At 57.7% G+C, this 16,636-nt stretch carries 18 protein-coding genes and 1 tRNA gene; 10 read left to right on the top strand and 9 right to left on the bottom strand.

The window, feature by feature from the left end; all coding sequences use genetic code 11:
* Positions 1-4: 4 nt before the first annotated feature.
* The 6 genes from QB905_RS04040 to QB905_RS04015 all read right to left on the bottom strand — a co-directional run bounded on the left by QB905_RS04040 (position 5) and on the right by QB905_RS04015 (position 4,503).
* Positions 5-1,357 (bottom strand): MFS transporter, encoded by a 1,353-nt coding sequence (locus tag QB905_RS04040; protein WP_282973275.1) that lies wholly within the window; start codon positions 1,355-1,357, stop codon positions 5-7.
* 85 nt (positions 1,358-1,442) lie between these two features.
* Positions 1,443-1,823, bottom strand: a complete 381-nt coding sequence (locus QB905_RS04035) for a DUF1398 domain-containing protein (RefSeq protein ID WP_282973274.1) — start codon at positions 1,821-1,823, stop codon at positions 1,443-1,445.
* 66 nt (positions 1,824-1,889) lie between these two features.
* Complete coding sequence (locus QB905_RS04030) at positions 1,890-2,291, bottom strand: MarR family winged helix-turn-helix transcriptional regulator (RefSeq protein WP_282973273.1); 402 nt, start codon at positions 2,289-2,291, stop codon at positions 1,890-1,892.
* 620 nt (positions 2,292-2,911) lie between these two features.
* Positions 2,912-3,553 carry a hypothetical protein gene (locus QB905_RS04025; protein ID WP_282973272.1) on the bottom strand — a complete coding sequence of 214 codons (642 nt, stop codon included), beginning with the start codon at positions 3,551-3,553 and terminating at the stop codon, positions 2,912-2,914.
* Positions 3,550-4,125, bottom strand: coding sequence for a hypothetical protein (locus tag QB905_RS04020; protein ID WP_282973271.1), 576 nt, complete (start codon positions 4,123-4,125; stop codon positions 3,550-3,552). Before QB905_RS04020 ends, QB905_RS04025 begins: the two co-directional genes overlap by 4 nt.
* A 288-nt stretch (positions 4,126-4,413) precedes the next feature.
* A tRNA-Ser gene (locus tag QB905_RS04015) sits at positions 4,414-4,503 on the bottom strand.
* Positions 4,504-5,229: 726 nt separating this feature from the next.
* On the opposite strand from QB905_RS04015, the gene QB905_RS04010 reads away from it, so the two are divergent.
* The 5 genes from QB905_RS04010 to QB905_RS03990 are packed head-to-tail and all read left to right on the top strand — an operon-like array spanning position 5,230 to position 9,288.
* Positions 5,230-5,937 (top strand): septal ring lytic transglycosylase RlpA family protein, encoded by a 708-nt coding sequence (locus QB905_RS04010; protein WP_282973270.1) that lies wholly within the window; start codon positions 5,230-5,232, stop codon positions 5,935-5,937.
* A gap of 42 nt (positions 5,938-5,979) precedes the next feature.
* Positions 5,980-6,672, top strand: coding sequence for a dTMP kinase (gene tmk / locus QB905_RS04005; RefSeq protein WP_282973269.1), 693 nt, complete (start codon positions 5,980-5,982; stop codon positions 6,670-6,672).
* Positions 6,672-7,670 carry a DNA polymerase III subunit delta' gene (locus QB905_RS04000; protein ID WP_282973268.1) on the top strand — a complete coding sequence of 333 codons (999 nt, stop codon included), beginning with the start codon at positions 6,672-6,674 and terminating at the stop codon, positions 7,668-7,670. Before tmk ends, QB905_RS04000 begins: the two co-directional genes overlap by 1 nt.
* Before the next feature lie 17 nt (positions 7,671-7,687).
* A complete protein-coding gene (locus tag QB905_RS03995; RefSeq protein ID WP_282973267.1) occupies positions 7,688-8,479 on the top strand; it encodes a TatD family hydrolase in 792 nt (263 codons plus the stop codon).
* Positions 8,476-9,288 (top strand): MBL fold metallo-hydrolase, encoded by an 813-nt coding sequence (locus QB905_RS03990; RefSeq protein WP_282973266.1) that lies wholly within the window; start codon positions 8,476-8,478, stop codon positions 9,286-9,288. Before QB905_RS03995 ends, QB905_RS03990 begins: the two co-directional genes overlap by 4 nt.
* Positions 9,289-9,297: 9 nt before the next feature.
* On the opposite strand, the gene QB905_RS03985 is transcribed toward QB905_RS03990, so the two are convergent.
* Positions 9,298-9,534: a hypothetical protein gene (locus QB905_RS03985; protein ID WP_282973265.1), complete on the bottom strand. Its 237-nt coding sequence runs from the start codon at positions 9,532-9,534 to the stop codon at positions 9,298-9,300.
* A gap of 272 nt (positions 9,535-9,806) precedes the next feature.
* Between QB905_RS03985 and QB905_RS03980 the strand changes: the two genes are divergently transcribed.
* Both QB905_RS03980 and QB905_RS03975 read left to right on the top strand, forming a co-directional pair.
* A complete protein-coding gene (locus tag QB905_RS03980; RefSeq protein ID WP_282973264.1) occupies positions 9,807-10,697 on the top strand; it encodes a class I SAM-dependent methyltransferase in 891 nt (296 codons plus the stop codon).
* 223 nt (positions 10,698-10,920) lie between these two features.
* A complete protein-coding gene (locus QB905_RS03975; protein ID WP_282973263.1) occupies positions 10,921-12,273 on the top strand; it encodes a glycoside hydrolase 5 family protein in 1,353 nt (450 codons plus the stop codon).
* A gap of 50 nt (positions 12,274-12,323) precedes the next feature.
* Here QB905_RS03975 and QB905_RS03970 read toward each other — a convergent pair whose 3' ends face one another.
* Positions 12,324-13,175: a pirin family protein gene (locus tag QB905_RS03970; RefSeq protein WP_282973262.1), complete on the bottom strand. Its 852-nt coding sequence runs from the start codon at positions 13,173-13,175 to the stop codon at positions 12,324-12,326.
* Between the two features lie 106 nt (positions 13,176-13,281).
* On the opposite strand from QB905_RS03970, the gene QB905_RS03965 reads away from it, so the two are divergent.
* The gene (locus tag QB905_RS03965; protein WP_282973261.1) at positions 13,282-14,187 is read left to right on the top strand and encodes a LysR family transcriptional regulator; all 906 of its coding nucleotides are present in this window, start codon (positions 13,282-13,284) and stop codon (positions 14,185-14,187) included.
* Here the strand turns inward: QB905_RS03965 and QB905_RS03960 are convergent.
* Positions 14,184-14,843, bottom strand: a complete 660-nt coding sequence (locus QB905_RS03960) for a hypothetical protein (protein WP_282973260.1) — start codon at positions 14,841-14,843, stop codon at positions 14,184-14,186. The genes QB905_RS03965 and QB905_RS03960 overlap by 4 nt on opposite strands.
* Positions 14,844-14,942: 99 nt before the next feature.
* Here QB905_RS03960 and QB905_RS03955 point away from each other — a divergent pair, with 99 nt between their 5' ends.
* Together QB905_RS03955 and QB905_RS03950 are read left to right on the top strand one after the other, a co-directional pair.
* On the top strand, positions 14,943-15,206 hold the full coding sequence (locus tag QB905_RS03955) for a sulfurtransferase TusA family protein (RefSeq protein WP_282973259.1): 264 nt from the start codon (positions 14,943-14,945) through the stop codon (positions 15,204-15,206).
* A 101-nt stretch (positions 15,207-15,307) separates the two neighbouring features.
* The gene (locus QB905_RS03950) at positions 15,308-16,636 is read left to right on the top strand and encodes a GGDEF domain-containing protein (RefSeq protein WP_282973258.1); all 1,329 of its coding nucleotides are present in this window, start codon (positions 15,308-15,310) and stop codon (positions 16,634-16,636) included.

The raw sequence follows: 16,636 nt of genomic DNA, 5'->3' as shown, positions 1-16,636 counted from the left end.
TCACTCACAGCACATCCCTTTGCATCAGCTCATCGAGAATCCGCCGGTGTTTCTCCGGCGACAGATCGTAATCCTTCATCGCATAGGCGCCCAGCAAAAGAAACAGCACGGGCAGGCCGATGAAAAACACCTGCACCCAGATCAGTGCGCCATGCGGGCTCATGGCGGGCATTTTCACATTAAAGCCCAGCCAGCCCAGCACCGATATGGTCAGCACCGAAAACGCATAGCCGATCTTGGTGGTGGCCGATAATATGGCCATCAGCGTGCCCTTGTGATCATGACCGGTTTCATGCAGCACCTCATCGCCAATGTCGGCCATCAGGGCGCGGGTCAGCAATAATGAGGCCGCATAAGGCACGCCGTTCAGAAACGTCATGATCATGGCCACCGGCGCATTATGGGCGGGCACAAACGCCATCGCTGCATAAAGCGCCGCGAAGATCAGGCTCGAAATAATCAGGGTGACGTGCTTGTTGAGCCGCCTGGCCATCATCACCCAGATCGGCGCGCCTACAATTCCAGCCACGAAATAGAGGAACATGGCCACATTGCTCTGCTCACGATGCAGGCCGCGCGTTTCCTCGAAGAAATAGAAGAAGAGGGCGGCCATCACCCCCGGCGCCAGCCCCATGAACAGATCAGCCCACAGGATGCAGCGCACATTCTTGCGCTTCAGCATGTCGAAATAGTGCGACAGACGCAGATCGTGGGTATCAGCATTCGACACGCGCTCCGGCACGATCCACAGGGCCAGCCCGATCATCACCGGCAGGGCGATCATGATGAACAGCCCCATGATCTGCACGGCGGTGGCGTAAGAATAGTGCAGCTTGGTATTGACGATGACCGGGATCAGCGCCACGCAGATGATGCCGGCGATATTACCGACCTGCCACCAGGCGAAGATGCGCGACCGCTCATTATAATCGGTGGACAGCACGCTGCCCCAACTGGCCTGACTGAGCGCCGCGATGGAAAAACCGACATAGAGCGCGAACAGCCAGCCGCCGAGATAGCCGGGCGACACAGCCCCACGCGCCAGAAAGATAAAGCCCGTACTGATCACCAGTATCGGCAGGCAGATCAGCATCCACAGCTTGAACCGGCCCAGTTTCGAGCGCGTGCGGTCCATCCAGTAACCAATGATGGGATCAACCAATATATCGAAGCAGCGCACCACGAAAAACACCACGCCGACCACAGCGCCGAGGCCCAGTGTGGTGCCGTAATATTCGGGCAGATTGACGACCAGCGGCAGGCCCAGCGCCGCGAACGGCACGCACGGCCCGATAAAGGCCAGCATCGTTGGGAAGCTGACCTGCCGTGCCGCGTTCGTATTCCGGTCTGACGCCATGCTGATCCCCCCGCTTATCCGTCATTGATAGGGCAGGCCGCCTGATTTGCCAACCGGATAAGCAGGGGGCGTTGTCACAGGACGGTCACTGGGGAAAGTGCTCGACATGGGTTTCGGCGGTGCGGCCGAAATAGACCACACGGCGGCCGAGGAACGAGACAATGTACCCCGCGCATCCGGCAGCCTTTACCTTTTCACAAAAGCCGACATAGCTGTAATCGGCGGGGTTGGCCTGCGCCCACCGCACGCATCGCTCCACTTCGGCGGCATCAAACTTTGGCGCGACGCGCCCGTCATAGGCTTCCATGTCCAGCGTGACGTGGTCGCCATCGGGCAGATAATAGGTCTGGGCCTGGCTGCGATAATCGACCATATAGCCTTCAAAGCCCGCCTCTATCAGCTTGCCGACAATCTCCGGGAAGCTCAGGCTTTGATCATGGGCCGCCCGCAGGCAAATTTTGGCCATAGAAGTCCGTTCCGCGTTCATGGCGGTTTCCTTTCGTATCAGGGTTAAGAGAAATGCGCGGTGGTTTCAGTCCACCGGTATGGTTTTGAGCGCGCGCCTGTCGGCGAGCGTTTTGAGTATTTGCGCCAGCGCCTTATGGTCGTCTGGTGTCAGCACGCCGAAAAACTCTGCGTCATTCTGATCGGCCAACGCGGCCAGAACCGGCACCTTGAGCTGCCCCTGCGCGGTCAGGGACAGGCTGTGCGCACGCTTGTCTTCCGGATTTTCCGTCCGCTCGATCAGAGCTTTCGCCAGCAGCCTGTCGGCCAGCTTACTGATCGCACCCCTTGTCATGCCCATTCGGTCGGCCAAAACCGACGGCGAGGCCGGGTTTTGGTAAAGCGCGCGCATAAAGGCCCATTCCGCTACCGTGACGCCTTCATCGGCCACCTTGCGCGAGAATTCCTGCGACACGGCGTTGGATACCATGCGCAGCCAAAACCCGGTGTGTTCGGTCAGTTCAGATATGGTGATTATGCGGCACTCCACTTTATTGACTAGGAAACTATATGGGTAGTGTTTCCTAGTCAACTGTTTTTTTTGGGTGAGGTGGTTTTGGGTGAAATCAGTCTTCCCCTCTCCCTGCTCGCGGGGAGAGGACGGGAGCCAAGCCTATGGCGAAGGTGACCGGGTGAGGGGCATAGCGCCGGGAAGCTGTTGCGGCTCCTCAGCAGGATAAGATGGTTGCCGACGCGATGAGCGACATCAACGCCTTTTTGGCGGACCAGCAGCCAGCCGATCCGATACCCACGTCCTTGCGGCCAAGCCGCTACGAGAAAGTCCGGCGCTGATAGCGACGGATGCAGGGCCATTGTGCAAGCGCGCCCTGCCGAGGAATAGCCGGTGAGTTCCTCGTAAATCCAACCCCGGCAGCATAGAGGGCGCTTTCTTTCCGTCCGGAGACTATGCCTTAGCGAATAGCCCCTGCCGGGAGCACATGGCCCGGTAGGGGTGCTTTGCATTTTGATGTACCTTGTAGGCCCAACGGGGCGGCTGTAGCCGCGAAACCCGTGCAGGTGGGGCATGGGTGGCGGCTACGCTATTAGCGCTCAAAAATCCGGAAAGCGTTCGTCAAGATCGGGTACTATGTAAGCCTCGTCGTGCTTTACGAAGCGAAACACATTCTTGACCATCCCAAAGAGCATTGCGTGTTGGACTGTTTGATCTCCACCGCCACCAATCAGCAGCCTACCGCTCGCACCCTTTTCCCAATCAATTTGTAATCCATCAGACTTGTTGCCAACATGGGCAACCTCGCTCTGAAAACTATACATGTCACGCAATGGGGTGATGTCGATGCCCAGCGCCTCCAGACGCTTGCGTACCTCCACAGGTTTGAGGCTTCGTGCAGCTTCGTAGTGTTCGGCAGCGGAGGAGTCTTTTACCACAAGCCAATAGAAGGCAGTCGCTTCTAGTCCAGCTCTGGAACAGTTGAATGCATCAAGCAGTAAACCACGCTCGATTAACATGAGTTCCGCAAACTGATGATTTATAAATCGCGTGGTCAGGGAAAGGCGCACGTTACGGGATAGACTTGATTGTTCACGTTCAATTGTTTGGAAGTGTTCGCCAAGGAAGCCAAAAAGTTTACGTGCCTCTGCTACTGGCTGTTTCAGCGCACGGCGGGTATTGATCGCTACCTCGTTACTGTGGCGGAACAGAAGATCAAAAGCATATTTGTGACTAGTCATTGTTCTTCACCTTCACGCGGTGAAGACGTTGGCCTGTCACCGAGACCCGACAATGCGATTGCATCTAAAAGATCTTCAGGAGCAAGAGTAGGTGGGCGATGCTCGACGTGTTGCAAATAAGATGAAGAGTCCGGTCCCCAGTCAAAATAGACACCGTTCCCCGGTTCGTTGAGTGCTGCTGCGCTGTCACTGGATAGCTCCAGTACTTGCGACAATAAAAGCTTCTGTCTCCGCTCACCGAGCAATCGGGCAAAGACACGCAATTCACATCTTCCGGGCAGGAACTTGAACGGACTGCCGTCCTTTGGGGTCAGGAAATGGTGGTTAGCCGCAATACCGGTCTCGCCAACGAAAAGGCCGCTGCCACGAACGAGCTTTTCTTCTCCATATACCCACACACTAAAGTTTTGGTGGCTTTCATTCCGGCTCAGCGTAACGTGCATACTTTCGATGACACGCCCCCGCTTGGAAGTTGAAAAGAGGAGAGTTCGAAGAAATATCTTGGGCGGCGGGGAGTGGGTCCGCGATCTGGCCGCGTCAGGTCCGAGGTAGATAACGGTGGGCTGTGTCATGCGAACCGTGCCGCGCCTGAATAAAGTAAGCCATGCGGTCGTGCTCGATATGGCTAATGCCAATACTGATATTGTTGTGGGTATTAGGTCTGCCACGTGCGCCCCGCCTTGCTGACAGTCCGTTAATCGGATTCGTCTTGCCGCGAGCATCACGCAATCGCAACTAAATGGCAAGCAGGCGGCGATGGCTGGTAGGTATTTGGTAGAAGCGACGTTTGAGGGCGGTAAAATACGCCTCACACCACTTCAGGCGAAACGCCCATAACGCACTGTATTTTATGGAAAAATTGGCGGACAGAGTGAGATTCGAACTCACGGTAGGCTTCCACCTACGGCGGTTTTCAAGACCGCTGCCTTAAACCACTCGGCCATCTGTCCGGCTATATCGAGGGGAAGGCGCTTTTAGCCCGCGTTTCGACGCTTGCCAAGTCAGCTTTGAGACTTTTTATTTGTCGCCTGATCGGCGACGGGCGGTTTTGGCTGCGCTGCGCTTCGCCGAACTCGCGCCTTGCTCCGCAAGGGCACTCGTTACAAGACCGCTGCCTTAAACCACTCGGCCATCTGTCCGGTTCTATCGAGGGGAAGGCGCTTTTAGCCCGCGTTTCAGCGTTTGCCAGGACAAGCTTGAGAGTTTTTTTGCTGATTGTCGCCTGAACGGCGGTAGTTGTTTCTTTGTCGCCTGATCGGCGACGGGCGGTTTTGGCTGCGCTAACGCTTCGCCGAACTCGCGCCTTGCTCCGCAAGGGCACTCGTTACAAGACCGCTGCCTTAAACCTCCGCCCCATCTGTCCGGTTTTGGCGGCGCAGGGCGGGCAGAATTCCCCTCTCCCCACCTGAGGGGAGAGGGTGGCCCGACAGGGCCGGGTGAGGGGTTTCTTCCACGCAATACCCCACCGTCACGGCCATGATAAGCCTGATGGCCGCGCCACCTCCCCACGCTGTGGGGAGGAGAATTGCAGCAAAAAACGATTAACCAAGCTTTTGCATCTTGGTGCCATGATGGGACATCTGCAAAATGCCGATAGCCCGTGAAAAGCCGCTCCCATGTTCGAGCCAAACCGCTCAGTTTGTCGTTTAACACTGACCCTCTTACCGCTTGTTTTCATGGCGGCTTTAGGCGGGTGCGCCTCCGGGCCGCGTTACAGCGCCGTGCCGGGCGGGGCTTCTGTGGCCAGCGACAGCCATTATAATTCCGGCAATTTCAAACCCTATAATGTCGGTGGCCGCACCTATTACCCCAGCGTGCCCGACAAGGGTTACACCGAAACCGGCACGGCTTCATGGTATGCCGAGGAATCGGGCACCCGCACCGCCGATGGCGAGGTTTTCAATCCCGATGGCATTTCGGCGGCCCACAAAACCTTCCCCCTGCCGTGCGTGGTTGAGGTCACCAATCTCGACAATGGCAAATCGATCCGGTTGCGCGTCAATGATCGCGGCCCCTTCGTCAGTGGCCGCATCATGGATCTGTCGCGCGGCGCGGCCAAGGTGCTGGGCGTCTATGCCACGGGCACGGCACGGGTGCGCATCACATGGCTCGGCCCGGCTGACAGCATCACCAATGCGCCCGTCACCTATGCCAGCAATGCCGCCGGTGACGATGACCGCTATATCGTGCAACTGGGGGCCTTTTCCGACAAGGATAATGCCGAACGCGCTCAAGGGCGGCTGGATCAGGCGAAGATCGACCGCCGCCACGGCCTGTATGTCGTTTATCTCGGCCCGTTTCGTGGCGCTTCCGCCGCCGAAAACCAGCGTCAGTCGGCTATTGACGCCGGATTCCGCGACGCTATCCTGGCGCATGACGGCTGAAAATTTTTAAACTCTTTTTGAACTCAGGCCTTGAGAAATGGCGTGAAAACCGGTCTATCTGCCGGTGTGAACACGCAAACACAAAATCCATCCTATGGCCGGGGCCGCTTCATCGTCTTTGAAGGCGGTGAGGGGGCTGGCAAGTCGACTCAGGTGCGCGCCCTGGTGGCCCATTTGCGCGGCTTTGGACTGGAAGTGGTGGCGACGCGCGAACCGGGCGGATCACCGGGCGCCGAAGCCCTGCGTGATCTGCTGGTGAAGGGCGAGGCTTCGCGCTGGTCGGCAATCAGCGAATTGCTGATGATGTATGCCGCGCGCGCCGATCATCTGGAAAAAGTCATCCGGCCGGCCCTGATGCGCGGGGCGTGGGTGGTGTGCGACCGCTTCGCCGATTCCTCACGCGCCTATCAAGGTGCCGGCGGTGGCGTTGCGCCACAATTTATCGAACAGGTCGATGCCGCCGTGGTGGCCGACACCCAGCCCGATCTCGTTCTGGTCATGGACATGCCGCCTGAGGCCGGTCTGGCGCGCGCCCATGCCCGTGGCGACACGGAAACGCGCTTTGAATCGATGGGGCTGGCCTTTCATGAACGTCTGCGGCAGGGTTTTCTGGCGCGCGCCGCCGGAAGTTCCGAACGCTACCGCGTGCTCGATGCTGATCGCGCGATAGACGCGATTGCCGATGATGTGCAGGCTGCCGTGCGCGCCGCCTTCCCAGAATTGCAGGCTGTATAATGTCGGAGAACGCTCTCCTGATTCCGCCGCGCGAAACCTTTGCCTTCGAGCATGGCGAAGAGGCGGAGAGTGCTTTTTTGTCGGCTTTTGAAAAAGGCCGTCTGCACCATGCCTGGCTGCTCTGCGGGCCGCAGGGCGTCGGCAAGGCCAGTTTCGCCTATCGCTGCGCGCGCTTTTTGATGGGGCATCAGCGCACGGGCGAAGGTGGGCTCGGCATGTCGCCGGAAGACGCCGATGTGCGCCTGATTTCAGCCAGAACCCACCCCGATCTGCTGGTGCTGGAACGCGAAATGGGCGACACGCGGCTGAAGAAAAACATCAGCGTCGACGCGGTGCGTACCGTCGGTGAATTCTTCTCAAAAGCGCCGTCGCGGTCGGCTTATCGCGTCTGCATTATCGATTCCGTCGATGACCTGAATATCAATTCAGCCAATGCCTTATTGAAAATTCTTGAAGAACCACCTCAGAAAGGCATCCTCTTTCTGATCTCGCATTCTCCGGGCCGTTTGCTGGCCACCATTCGCTCGCGTTGCCGTCGCCAGACCTTTGTGCCGTGGAATGATGAAGCGGTGGCCGATTTTGTGCGCAAACGCGCTGACATCGATGAAGAAAGCCTGATGCGACTTGTCCGGTTGGCGCATGGCGCGCCGGGCCGGGCCTTGTCCTTGCTGGATGAGGGCGCGCTGGAACTCGATGCTTTTGCCGGGCGGTTGCTCGAAAAGCCCTTGCCGCCCCGCGCCGAACTGATGACGGCGGCGGCCTCATTCAAGGCCAGTTCAGCCAAGAATGACGGGGCAAAGAAATTCGCTACCTTTATGGCCTGCCTGACAGACCGCCTGCATGAACAGGCCTTGAGTGCGGAGACGCCACAAAAGGGGCAAGGTCTTTCGCAACTCTGGTCGAAACTCAGCACGGCGGTGAGCGAAACCGAGGCTGTCAATCTCGACCGTGGTGATTATTTCTGGTCTGTTTACAATGAACTATCGTCCATATCTTAAGTGATTTCATAGCTTCCATGTCTGAACGTCAATATATTGATTCTCATGTCAATCTGCACGCCCCACAATATGATGACGACCGGGCGGAGGTGATTGCGCGGGCACGCGCGGCGGGTGTGCGGCTGATGATCAATATCTGCGACAAGGTGTCGAATTTCGACGCCGTCTATCAGGTGGCCAGCGATCATGACGACATCTGGGCCACGGCGGGCACGCACCCGCACGAGGCGCGTGAAAACCCCGATCTCGATGTGCGCACGCTTCTTGACCTGGCCGAAAAGCCGAAAGTGGTCGGGATCGGTGAGTGCGGCCTTGATTTTCATTATGATTTCAGCCCGCGCGATGTTCAGGCGCAGGTTTTTCGCACCCATATCGCTGCTGCGCGCGAAAGCGGTCTGCCTTTGGTCGTGCACACCCGCGAAGCCGACGCGGTGATGGGACATATCCTGGCGGAGGAACACGCCAACAGCCCGTTCAAGCTGCTGCTGCATTGCTATACGAGCGGCCCGGAACTGGCGCGGCAATGCGCCGAAATAGGGGCGTGGTTTTCTGTGTCGGGCATAGCCAGCTTCAAGGCCGCCGAAGATGTGCGCGCCGTCATCCGCGACATGCCGGCTGACCGGATCATCGCCGAAACCGATTGTCCTTATCTGGCACCCATTCCGATGCGCGGGCGGCGTAATGAACCGGCTTTCGTCGTGCATGTCTATGAAAAGCTGGCGCAAATTCGTGGCTGGACGCTGGATGAGACAATTGCGCGTAATGACGACGCCTTTTTCAGCCTGTTCGACAGGATACCCCGCTCATGAGCCAAAATCTGCATCTCAGGATCCTCGGTTCGGGTTGCTCGACCGGTGTGCCGCGCATCGACGGTTACTGGGGGGCTTGCGACCCGCACAATCCAAAAAATCGCCGTACACGCTGCTCGCTATGGCTTGGTTTGCATGAAGAGAACACGCCGGATAAGCTGACATCCGTGGTGGTCGATACATCGCCGGAATTCCGCGAACAAATGATCCGGGCGGGCGTCCGTCATCTCGATGCGGTTTTATGGACGCACGATCATGCCGACCAGACGCACGGTATTGACGATATGCGCGCCTACACGTTCGGCCGCGAGGGGGTTATCGATGGCTATATGGATGTGGCCACCCACGCCACTCTGACATCGCGCTTTGGCTATATTTTCGAGGGAAAATTTGGTTATCCGCCTATATGCGCGCCTCACATCATCCCGGCGCACGGCACGAAATGGGGGTTAGCGGGCGAGGGGGGTGTATTGCCGGCGGTCACCTTCGATCAGGCGCATGGCCCGATCCGCTCGGTGGGGTATCGTTTTGGACCAATCGCCTATTCGAGCGATGTTTCGGATATTCCCGAAGACAGTTTCGCCGCGCTCAGCGGTTTGAAAGTGTGGATCGTCGATGCCTTGCGGATCAAGCCGCACCCAACCCACGCCCATCTTGAAAAAGCCTTGCAATGGGCTGAGCGCCTGAGGCCCGAACTCACCATCCTGACCAATTTGCATCAGGATATGGATTATGAAGCCTTGCGTACGCAGTTACCACCCCGAATTGTGCCGGCCTACGACCAGATGGAAGTGCGCCTTCAGCTTTAAAACGCTGCCTCAGTCATAGTCGATCAAGGCACCATTATAGGCCGTGTTTTGTGCAGATGCGACGCCGGAAGCCGAGTGGAAAACGGCCTGATCGATCAGATAAAGGCCGCTTAAGGCTGCGAGAAAAGCCAGCACGAATGCCAGACCTATAAGCAGATGAATAGACACCGGAGTCCGCACGGCGCGAATTGTCAGCTTGCCAAAATCTTGTGTGGTCGGCTCAAAATGGACGCTTGAGAGGGCCATGACGTAAATTCCCGGAACAGATATATGGCGCACAAGATCGTGCTGTCAATGGTTAGCCTAAACCAGGACGCATAAGAGGTATGTGCCTAAGCGCCGACGACAGAATAAGAATGCTGTAAGCCGATCCACCCATATATTTCCCATAATCTTTCTTAGGCGAAATATATATGCAGCCGGACTGGACTCTATTTTGATGTGCGGAAATAGCAACCAGATGCTAAAAATCATCCCCGTCTTCCAGTCAGCCCACCTTTCCATCCAGATTGCAGCCCATGACCGAACAGATCGAACACGTATCCGACACAGCCTTTTGGGTGGCGTGGCATCGGGCGCAGGAAGGTTTGCGCAAGGATGCGCTGTTTCGTGATCCGCTTGCCGCTAAACTGGTGGGCAAGCGCGGTGCAAAACTGGCCCGTCACATGGGTATAAAGCGTGCCATGACCTGGTCGATGGCCCTGCGCACCCACATCCTCGATCAATATATTCTTGAAGCGATAAAAGGCGGCGTTGATGCCGTCATCAATCTGGGCGCCGGGCTGGACACGCGGCCCTACCGGTTGGATTTGCCGAAAAATCTGCCGTGGATCGAAGTCGATTTCGAACATATGATCGCTCACAAGAATGACGTGTTGCACGATGAGCAACCCGCCTGCCGATTGCAGCGCATCGCCTGCGATCTAAGCGATGATCCGGCACGGCAAACCCTGCTTCACACCTTGAACGACGCGGGACGCAATATTCTGGTTCTGACCGAAGGTGTCATCCCCTATCTGAGCAATGAAGCGGTAGCGAGCCTGGCGCATGAATTGCATGAACAAGATCATGTAAGCTATTGGCTTACTGACTATTATTCTGCATTTTTTCGCTCGCTCTCCGCGCGCGGTAAAATCATGAAACAACTGGCCAAACATGCACCTTTCCGCTTCAATCCGGGTGATGCGCCCGCGGATTGGCCACGCTTCTTTGCCGAACAGGGCTGGCAAATAGACGATATACGCTATGTCGGCGAGGAAGGCGGCAAGCTGGGCCGTAACCTGCCCGCCAACTGGCTGATATGGCAACTGATGCGCCGGATGCCGGAATCGCGCCTGCGCCCTTACCTGCGCATGAATGGCCTGATCCGGCTGGTGCGCGGCACCCATATATTCGATATGGACGCCTAACCTTTACTTAAGATTTTTCCTGCATCCTGCTGTTTCATCTGCTGATTTCGATGAATCATGCCTGAAATTCCGGCCATACCCACGCAGTATGTCCTGGCATAACTGCGCCCTCCCCGGTCATACCTCCCGAATACATATTTTAATTTTGCTTAATTGCAACGCCTCGGTTAATCTGCATGAAAATGACTCATGAAAGAGTCACAGCAGGAAGGAAGAGAGCCATATGTCCCTTATTTCGCGTCGCATGATCATGGGGGCCGGCCTGGGCGCCCTGGCATTTGGTATAGCGGCCCGCGCCCAAACGACCACCTCCCCGCAGCCCCCTGCAAACGCTTTCGTTACGCGCGATGGCATTCATTTCAAACGCAAGGGCGAAACCTATCGCTATGTCGGGGCCAATATCTGGTACGGTGCCTATCTCGGTTCTGCCGCCAGTTTTGGCAACCGCGCCCGGCTGGTTCGTGAACTGGACGATCTGAAAGCGCTTGGCGTCGTTAATCTGCGCGTGCTCGGCTCATCGGAGTTATCACCCCTGATCAATTCACTCGATCCGGCATTTTCCTATGGCCCGGACAAGTACAATGAAGACCTGCTGAGCGGCCTTGATTTCCTGCTCGCCGAAATGGCCAAACGCGACATGACGGCTGTGCTGTACCTGACCAATTTCTGGGAATGGTCGGGTGGCATGGTCACCTACCAGTACTGGACGAATGGTGGCCATTACATCAATAACAATGATCCGGCCCATCCGTGGCCAGATTTCGCAGATTTTTCCGCGCAGTTTTATGCCAGCGGTGCCGCTAAGCAGGCCTATGATGATTATGTGAAGATGCTGGTCAGCCGCGCCAATACCATCACCGGCAAAGCCTATAATCAGGATCCGACGATCATGGCCTGGCAGCTATGCAACGAGCCGCGCCCCGGTGGCAGCGATAAGGTCGTGCTCGCCAATGCCGACGCCTATTATGGCTGGATCGCCGATAGCTGCGCCCTGATCCGCAGCCTTGATCCGAACCATCTGATCTCACTGGGCCATGAAGGGCTGATGGGTGTAAATTTACATGAAGATATGCTGATAAAAGCCCATGAACACATAGATTATCTAACTGCGCATATCTGGCCGCAAAACTGGGGCTGGGTCGATAAAAATGATCTCGGCGGTACATTCGATGCCAGCGCAGCCAGGGTTCAGACCTATATCGACGACCATATTCGCATTGCCAGACAGATTGGTAAGCCACTGGTTTTTGAGGAATTTGGCTTTCCGCGTGACCATATCGCCTATGATCCGGGGACGCCGACCACCTATAAGGATCGTTTTTACGGCCTGATCTATGCTGCCGTCGAAGAGGCTATCACCAAGGATACGCCCGTGGCCGGTTCCAACTTCTGGGCCTGGGGCGGTGCCGGACGGGCGCTGCACGCCGATCACCACATGCTGCGCGGCGAAACCGCCTATGTCGGCGATCCGCCGCACGAACCGCAGGGCTGGTACAGCGTGTTCAACACCGATACTTCGACTCAAGCCCTGATCAGGGCCCATGCCGCCGACCTGTTGAAACTTGCGAAATCATAAAAAGGCGCCGCGCCACTCAAGAGGAGATGAGGTGGCGCGGCCAAGTCTTATCAAAAGAGGCCGTTCTGATAATCGATGAAGGTCTGTTTGATGCCTTCGTGATCGGCCATGACAAACGGGCCATAGCGCACGACAGGCGTATTGAGAGGCAAGGCCGTCGCCACAAACAGGCGCGCTCCGTCCTGACCGGCGACCAGATTGACGAGATTCGCCCCGTCATCCGCGGTGCCATCAATCAGGCCGGCCTGGCCCGCATTGATCAGGGACTGTTCGACGGCCACCCCGCCATCACTGACGTAGATAAATCCCTGATGTCCTTCCGGCAGAGGCAGACTGATTTCGCCCTCATGACCCAAGACAATATCGGCGATGAAGGGCTGGGTATGGGCTGAAGCGACAGGCCCGATCAGGCCATGAAAACGACCGGCCAGCACGCGCACTTCGGCCTTGGCAAAGATCACCGCCGGAATGTCAGCCGGCGCGATCTCACGCGCCACCGGCTCCAGCCGCTCTTCAACGGCAGGCAGATTGAGCCAGATCTGAAAGGCGCGCGCCCCCTCACCCACCGGCTGCACACCATGACTGATGCCGCGCCCGGCTGTGATCCAGTGTCCGCCACCTTTGACAATCCGGCCGGTCTGGCCCGCTGTTGAATGATCCACCGCCCCATCCACAACCAGGGTCAGTATCTCGAAACCAGCGTGCGGATGTTCGATCAGTTCAGACTGTGCTTTGGCCGGACGCAGATCCTCAAACAACAGAAAGGGGTCGATCTGATCAAGCGCTTCGGTGCCGATGACGCGGTGCAGATGTGTGCCGGCATTGTCGCTGGAGGGAATACCGCGCACGATTTGCCGGATGCGTTGTCCCTTATGCAGTTGTGGTTGAGCCTTCATAAACATGGGTTATCTCCTGTGCGAAAATACGCCCGCCATATTGTAGGATCGCATATAGTCGGATACCGTCGTTTCAGGAAGCTCCACAATCCACATCATGGTGTTGCACAAAATGGAACAGGTTCGCATCGACTTCGACGACCTGCACGCTTTTTTCCGGGTGGCGGAAACCGGCAGCTTCGCCAGAGCGGCGCAGCGTCTGGACTCGTCCAAATCGCTGATTTCCCGGCGCGTGGCGCGTCTGGAAGAAACGCTGAATGTGCAGCTTCTGCAAAGATCATCGCGTGGCGCGCAACTGACCGAGGCAGGTCAGGCCTATTATGACGAGGCTCGCATCGCCATGACTCAGTTGGAATGCGCGGCGGAAAACGCATCGGGCTCCACCAGCGATATTTCCGGCCAGATACGCCTGACCGGGCCGGTCTTTTTCGGCAGCGAATATCTGACGCCGGCCCTGGCCGAATTTGCCCGTCTTTATCCGGAGATAGAGCTGTGTGTTGATTTCAGCGACGAAAAATCAGATCTGGTCCGCGATGGCTATGATCTCGCCGTGCGCATTGGCCAACTGCCCGATTCCAGCCTGATTGCACGTCAGCTTTGCCAGTCGCGGCGCGTGATCGTCGGCAGTCCATCCTATCTGGCCGGACATCCGCCCATCATGACGCCGGAAGATCTGAGCGGGCATGTCATCCTGCACTATAACAGCGTCCATACTCAGGATCTGTGGCGTTACCGCGATCATGAAGCCACACACCATATCGCCATCCGGCCGCACATGCGTTCCAACAACGCCTTTATGCTGATGGAGGCTGTGCGCGCCGATCTTGGCCTGACCCTGTTGCCGATCTATATCACCGGCAGGTTTGTGCAATCCGGTGAGGCCGAAATCGTTCTGAATGATTACGACTGGGGCACTACGCCGGTACATCTGCTGATGCCGCCAGGAAGCAGCCCTACACGACGCGTACGTATGCTTGTCGATTTTCTGGCGTTGAAATTCCGTAGCAAGTTCGCTTAAGGCTGAACACCGCGCAAGATGGGCCGGGTCGGAGCGGCAGCGCTTCCGTCCGCAGGCGCTTGCGTTCCGTCATTGTCAGCCGAAGCGCCGCCAATGGCAGGCATCACGGCCAGTTTATAATTGGGCGGTACGCGAAACCACTTGGCGTCCTGTTCTCCCATGACCAGATCGACCACTTCAAACAGCGGCTCACGATGGCCTTCGCGCGTCATCTGCAAAATAATATTATCTGCCCCAACGCACACCATGCCCGCCTGCCCCAGATAAGCACTGAACTGTATCAGGCGGCACGAACGGCCATTGACCAGCGAAGCCCCCACCACCTTGAGTTGGGCCTGCCGTGCCAGAACCGCCAGATCGAGCGGCAAGGGCACGATAGATTCTGCGCGGTCAAAAGGAAAAACGAGCGCCACAGGATTTGGCCCACCGGAAATCAGGCTGATCAATATGCCCTTGGCGCGGTCAGTAATATAGATTTGCGGCACGGCGGTTTCATGCACATCCAGCCGCGCATAATTGCCCGACCGATGCAGATCAATGGGCTTTGAAAATCCCGCTACCTGGATGCGCGCATACAGGTCGGGCGCGACGCTTGCCGGAAGCGCCGTTTGCGCCAGGGCGGCGTGCGGAAAAGCCGTCAGCGGCGTCAGGGCCAATACAAGCCCGGGTAGCCATTTTTTCAGAATAAAAATCGCCTGTGCTGTCCGCAATTTTCTGGCTCCTCAACAGGCAAGTCTTATGTCAGGATTCGCCGCATGACCACCAGCCCGACTCAAAGCCATAAAGATGATTGCGACTGGATTCTTGTCGATGCGCGCGGTCATCGCTGCCCGGTGCCCACCCTGCGCCTGCGCCGCCAGCTCAGCTTGATCCGGTCGGAACAGGGGGTGCGCCTGCTGGCTGACGATCCGATGGCGCAAATCGACGTTCCGCATTTTTGTAATCAAAACAATTTCTTGCTTGTAAATACCGAAAGCCGGGACCAGGGCTGGGTGTTCGATGTGCAGCTTGCGCCCTGAGCGCAGCCTGTTACAATCTTCTTTACCTCGCCGACCTAAAGTGACAATGCCATGACCCCGATTTTCATCCGATCCGTCCGCGCGGCCAAGGAGCTTTTGTCTTGATATTTCCGGCCCGCCTTTTGCTCCTGAGCCGCGAGGATAGCTGGTCGCAGGCCCTGAGCGACGACATCGACAGACTCGGCCTGCGTACGATCAGCGCCAGCACACCCGAAGCGGCGTGCATGGCGCTTGGCGATCTGGCCATCGAAGCCGTACTGGTCAATGAAACCTGCCAGCAGGCCTGGCCCGACCTCACCGCACGCCTGCGCGCCGCCGCCGCGCCGCGCCATATCGCCATCATCATGATGCGCAACGATGCCCGCCATACCGTGCCCGCAGGCTGGGATATGGCCTTTACCAGCGAGGCGCATCCGCAACAGATCGTCGTCAGTATCGAGCATCTCGTGCGCGCCTGCATCGCCGAGGAAGAATACGTCACCCGCTGCGAAACCTTCGCTGCCGACCTTCAGGATCTCGACACCTTAATGAAGGCGCAACCGCCGCTCAGTCTGTTATCGGTTGGCCAGCCTGATCCGGAATTTCTGGCCATGAGCCATGCGCTCAAGGCGCAGGGCGTGGATGTGGTGGCGGCCCTGTCGAGCTATAGCGCGTTCGATTATCTGCATGACAAAAACTTCGATGCGGTTCTGTTGTGGGGTGGAGAGCAGCCCTCTGAAGCCCTGGCCATCGCCGCCGGTATGCGCCGTAACACGCGCCTCTATCATACGCCGGTTCTGCTGCGCCTGAATCGACTGGTCGAGCTGGATATGGGCGATGCTTTTTTGCGCGGCGTCAATGATATTGCCAATCCGAGCGCTACAGTGGTGGAAATCGCCGACCGTCTGACGCGGCTGGCCAGTGGTCACCGCCGCCAGTCCACCATCCGCAAGACTCTGGAAGCGATGCGCCACCGCCCTGAAATGGATGAAGGGACGGGACTGTTCGGGCGCGATCTGTTCGCCGCCCATCTGGCGCGGCTGACGAAGGCATGTCGTGCGCGTCAAAGGGGCCTGAGCATCTGCGTGCTGCGTATCGCCGATACGCCCGAAATCACACGCGCCCGCAGCCGTAAGGCGCTGGATCGCGCCGTGCCGCAGATCGGTTCGATGATCAGTCGGCTGGTGCGCGCCGAAGACTCCGCCGGACGGTTGTCGAATGATGTCTTCGCCTTAGCCATGCCCGCCACTACGCTGGCCGAGGCGCGCAGCGTTGGCGAACGCATTTCAGCCGTGGTCAGTTGCACAGCCTTCGATTCCGGTCAGGGCAAGCCGCCCTTCGTCGTCGAATTCATCGTCGGTGCCGCCGAGCTTGAACCGGGTGAAACAGCGGCTGCGGCCCTGATCCGCGCCGCCGCCGCCGTGGGCCACACAACGCGCGAAGCGGTTTAG

It is taken from the genome of Asticcacaulis sp. EMRT-3, from assembly GCF_030027245.1.
GTDB lineage: Bacteria > Pseudomonadota > Alphaproteobacteria > Caulobacterales > Caulobacteraceae > Asticcacaulis.
This window is presented reverse-complemented; position numbering and strand designations above follow the sequence as displayed.

Excerpts from the sequence above, each read along its gene's own strand:
- QB905_RS04040 (WP_282973275.1), bottom strand. The coding sequence starts at position 1,357 with ATGGCGTCAGACCGGAATACGAACGCGGCACGGCAGGTCAGCTTCCCA.
- QB905_RS04035 (WP_282973274.1), bottom strand. The coding sequence starts at position 1,823 with ATGGCCAAAATTTGCCTGCGGGCGGCCCATGATCAAAGCCTGAGCTTC.
- QB905_RS04030 (WP_282973273.1), bottom strand. The coding sequence starts at position 2,291 with ATGGTATCCAACGCCGTGTCGCAGGAATTCTCGCGCAAGGTGGCCGAT.
- QB905_RS04025 (WP_282973272.1), bottom strand. The coding sequence starts at position 3,553 with ATGACTAGTCACAAATATGCTTTTGATCTTCTGTTCCGCCACAGTAAC.
- QB905_RS04020 (WP_282973271.1), bottom strand. The coding sequence starts at position 4,125 with ATGACACAGCCCACCGTTATCTACCTCGGACCTGACGCGGCCAGATCG.
- QB905_RS04010 (WP_282973270.1), top strand. The coding sequence starts at position 5,230 with ATGGCGGCTTTAGGCGGGTGCGCCTCCGGGCCGCGTTACAGCGCCGTG.
- QB905_RS04000 (WP_282973268.1), top strand. The coding sequence starts at position 6,672 with ATGTCGGAGAACGCTCTCCTGATTCCGCCGCGCGAAACCTTTGCCTTC.
- QB905_RS03995 (WP_282973267.1), top strand. The coding sequence starts at position 7,688 with ATGTCTGAACGTCAATATATTGATTCTCATGTCAATCTGCACGCCCCA.
- QB905_RS03990 (WP_282973266.1), top strand. The coding sequence starts at position 8,476 with ATGAGCCAAAATCTGCATCTCAGGATCCTCGGTTCGGGTTGCTCGACC.
- QB905_RS03985 (WP_282973265.1), bottom strand. The coding sequence starts at position 9,534 with ATGGCCCTCTCAAGCGTCCATTTTGAGCCGACCACACAAGATTTTGGC.
- QB905_RS03980 (WP_282973264.1), top strand. The coding sequence starts at position 9,807 with ATGACCGAACAGATCGAACACGTATCCGACACAGCCTTTTGGGTGGCG.
- QB905_RS03975 (WP_282973263.1), top strand. The coding sequence starts at position 10,921 with ATGTCCCTTATTTCGCGTCGCATGATCATGGGGGCCGGCCTGGGCGCC.
- QB905_RS03970 (WP_282973262.1), bottom strand. The coding sequence starts at position 13,175 with ATGTTTATGAAGGCTCAACCACAACTGCATAAGGGACAACGCATCCGG.
- QB905_RS03965 (WP_282973261.1), top strand. The coding sequence starts at position 13,282 with ATGGAACAGGTTCGCATCGACTTCGACGACCTGCACGCTTTTTTCCGG.
- QB905_RS03955 (WP_282973259.1), top strand. The coding sequence starts at position 14,943 with ATGACCACCAGCCCGACTCAAAGCCATAAAGATGATTGCGACTGGATT.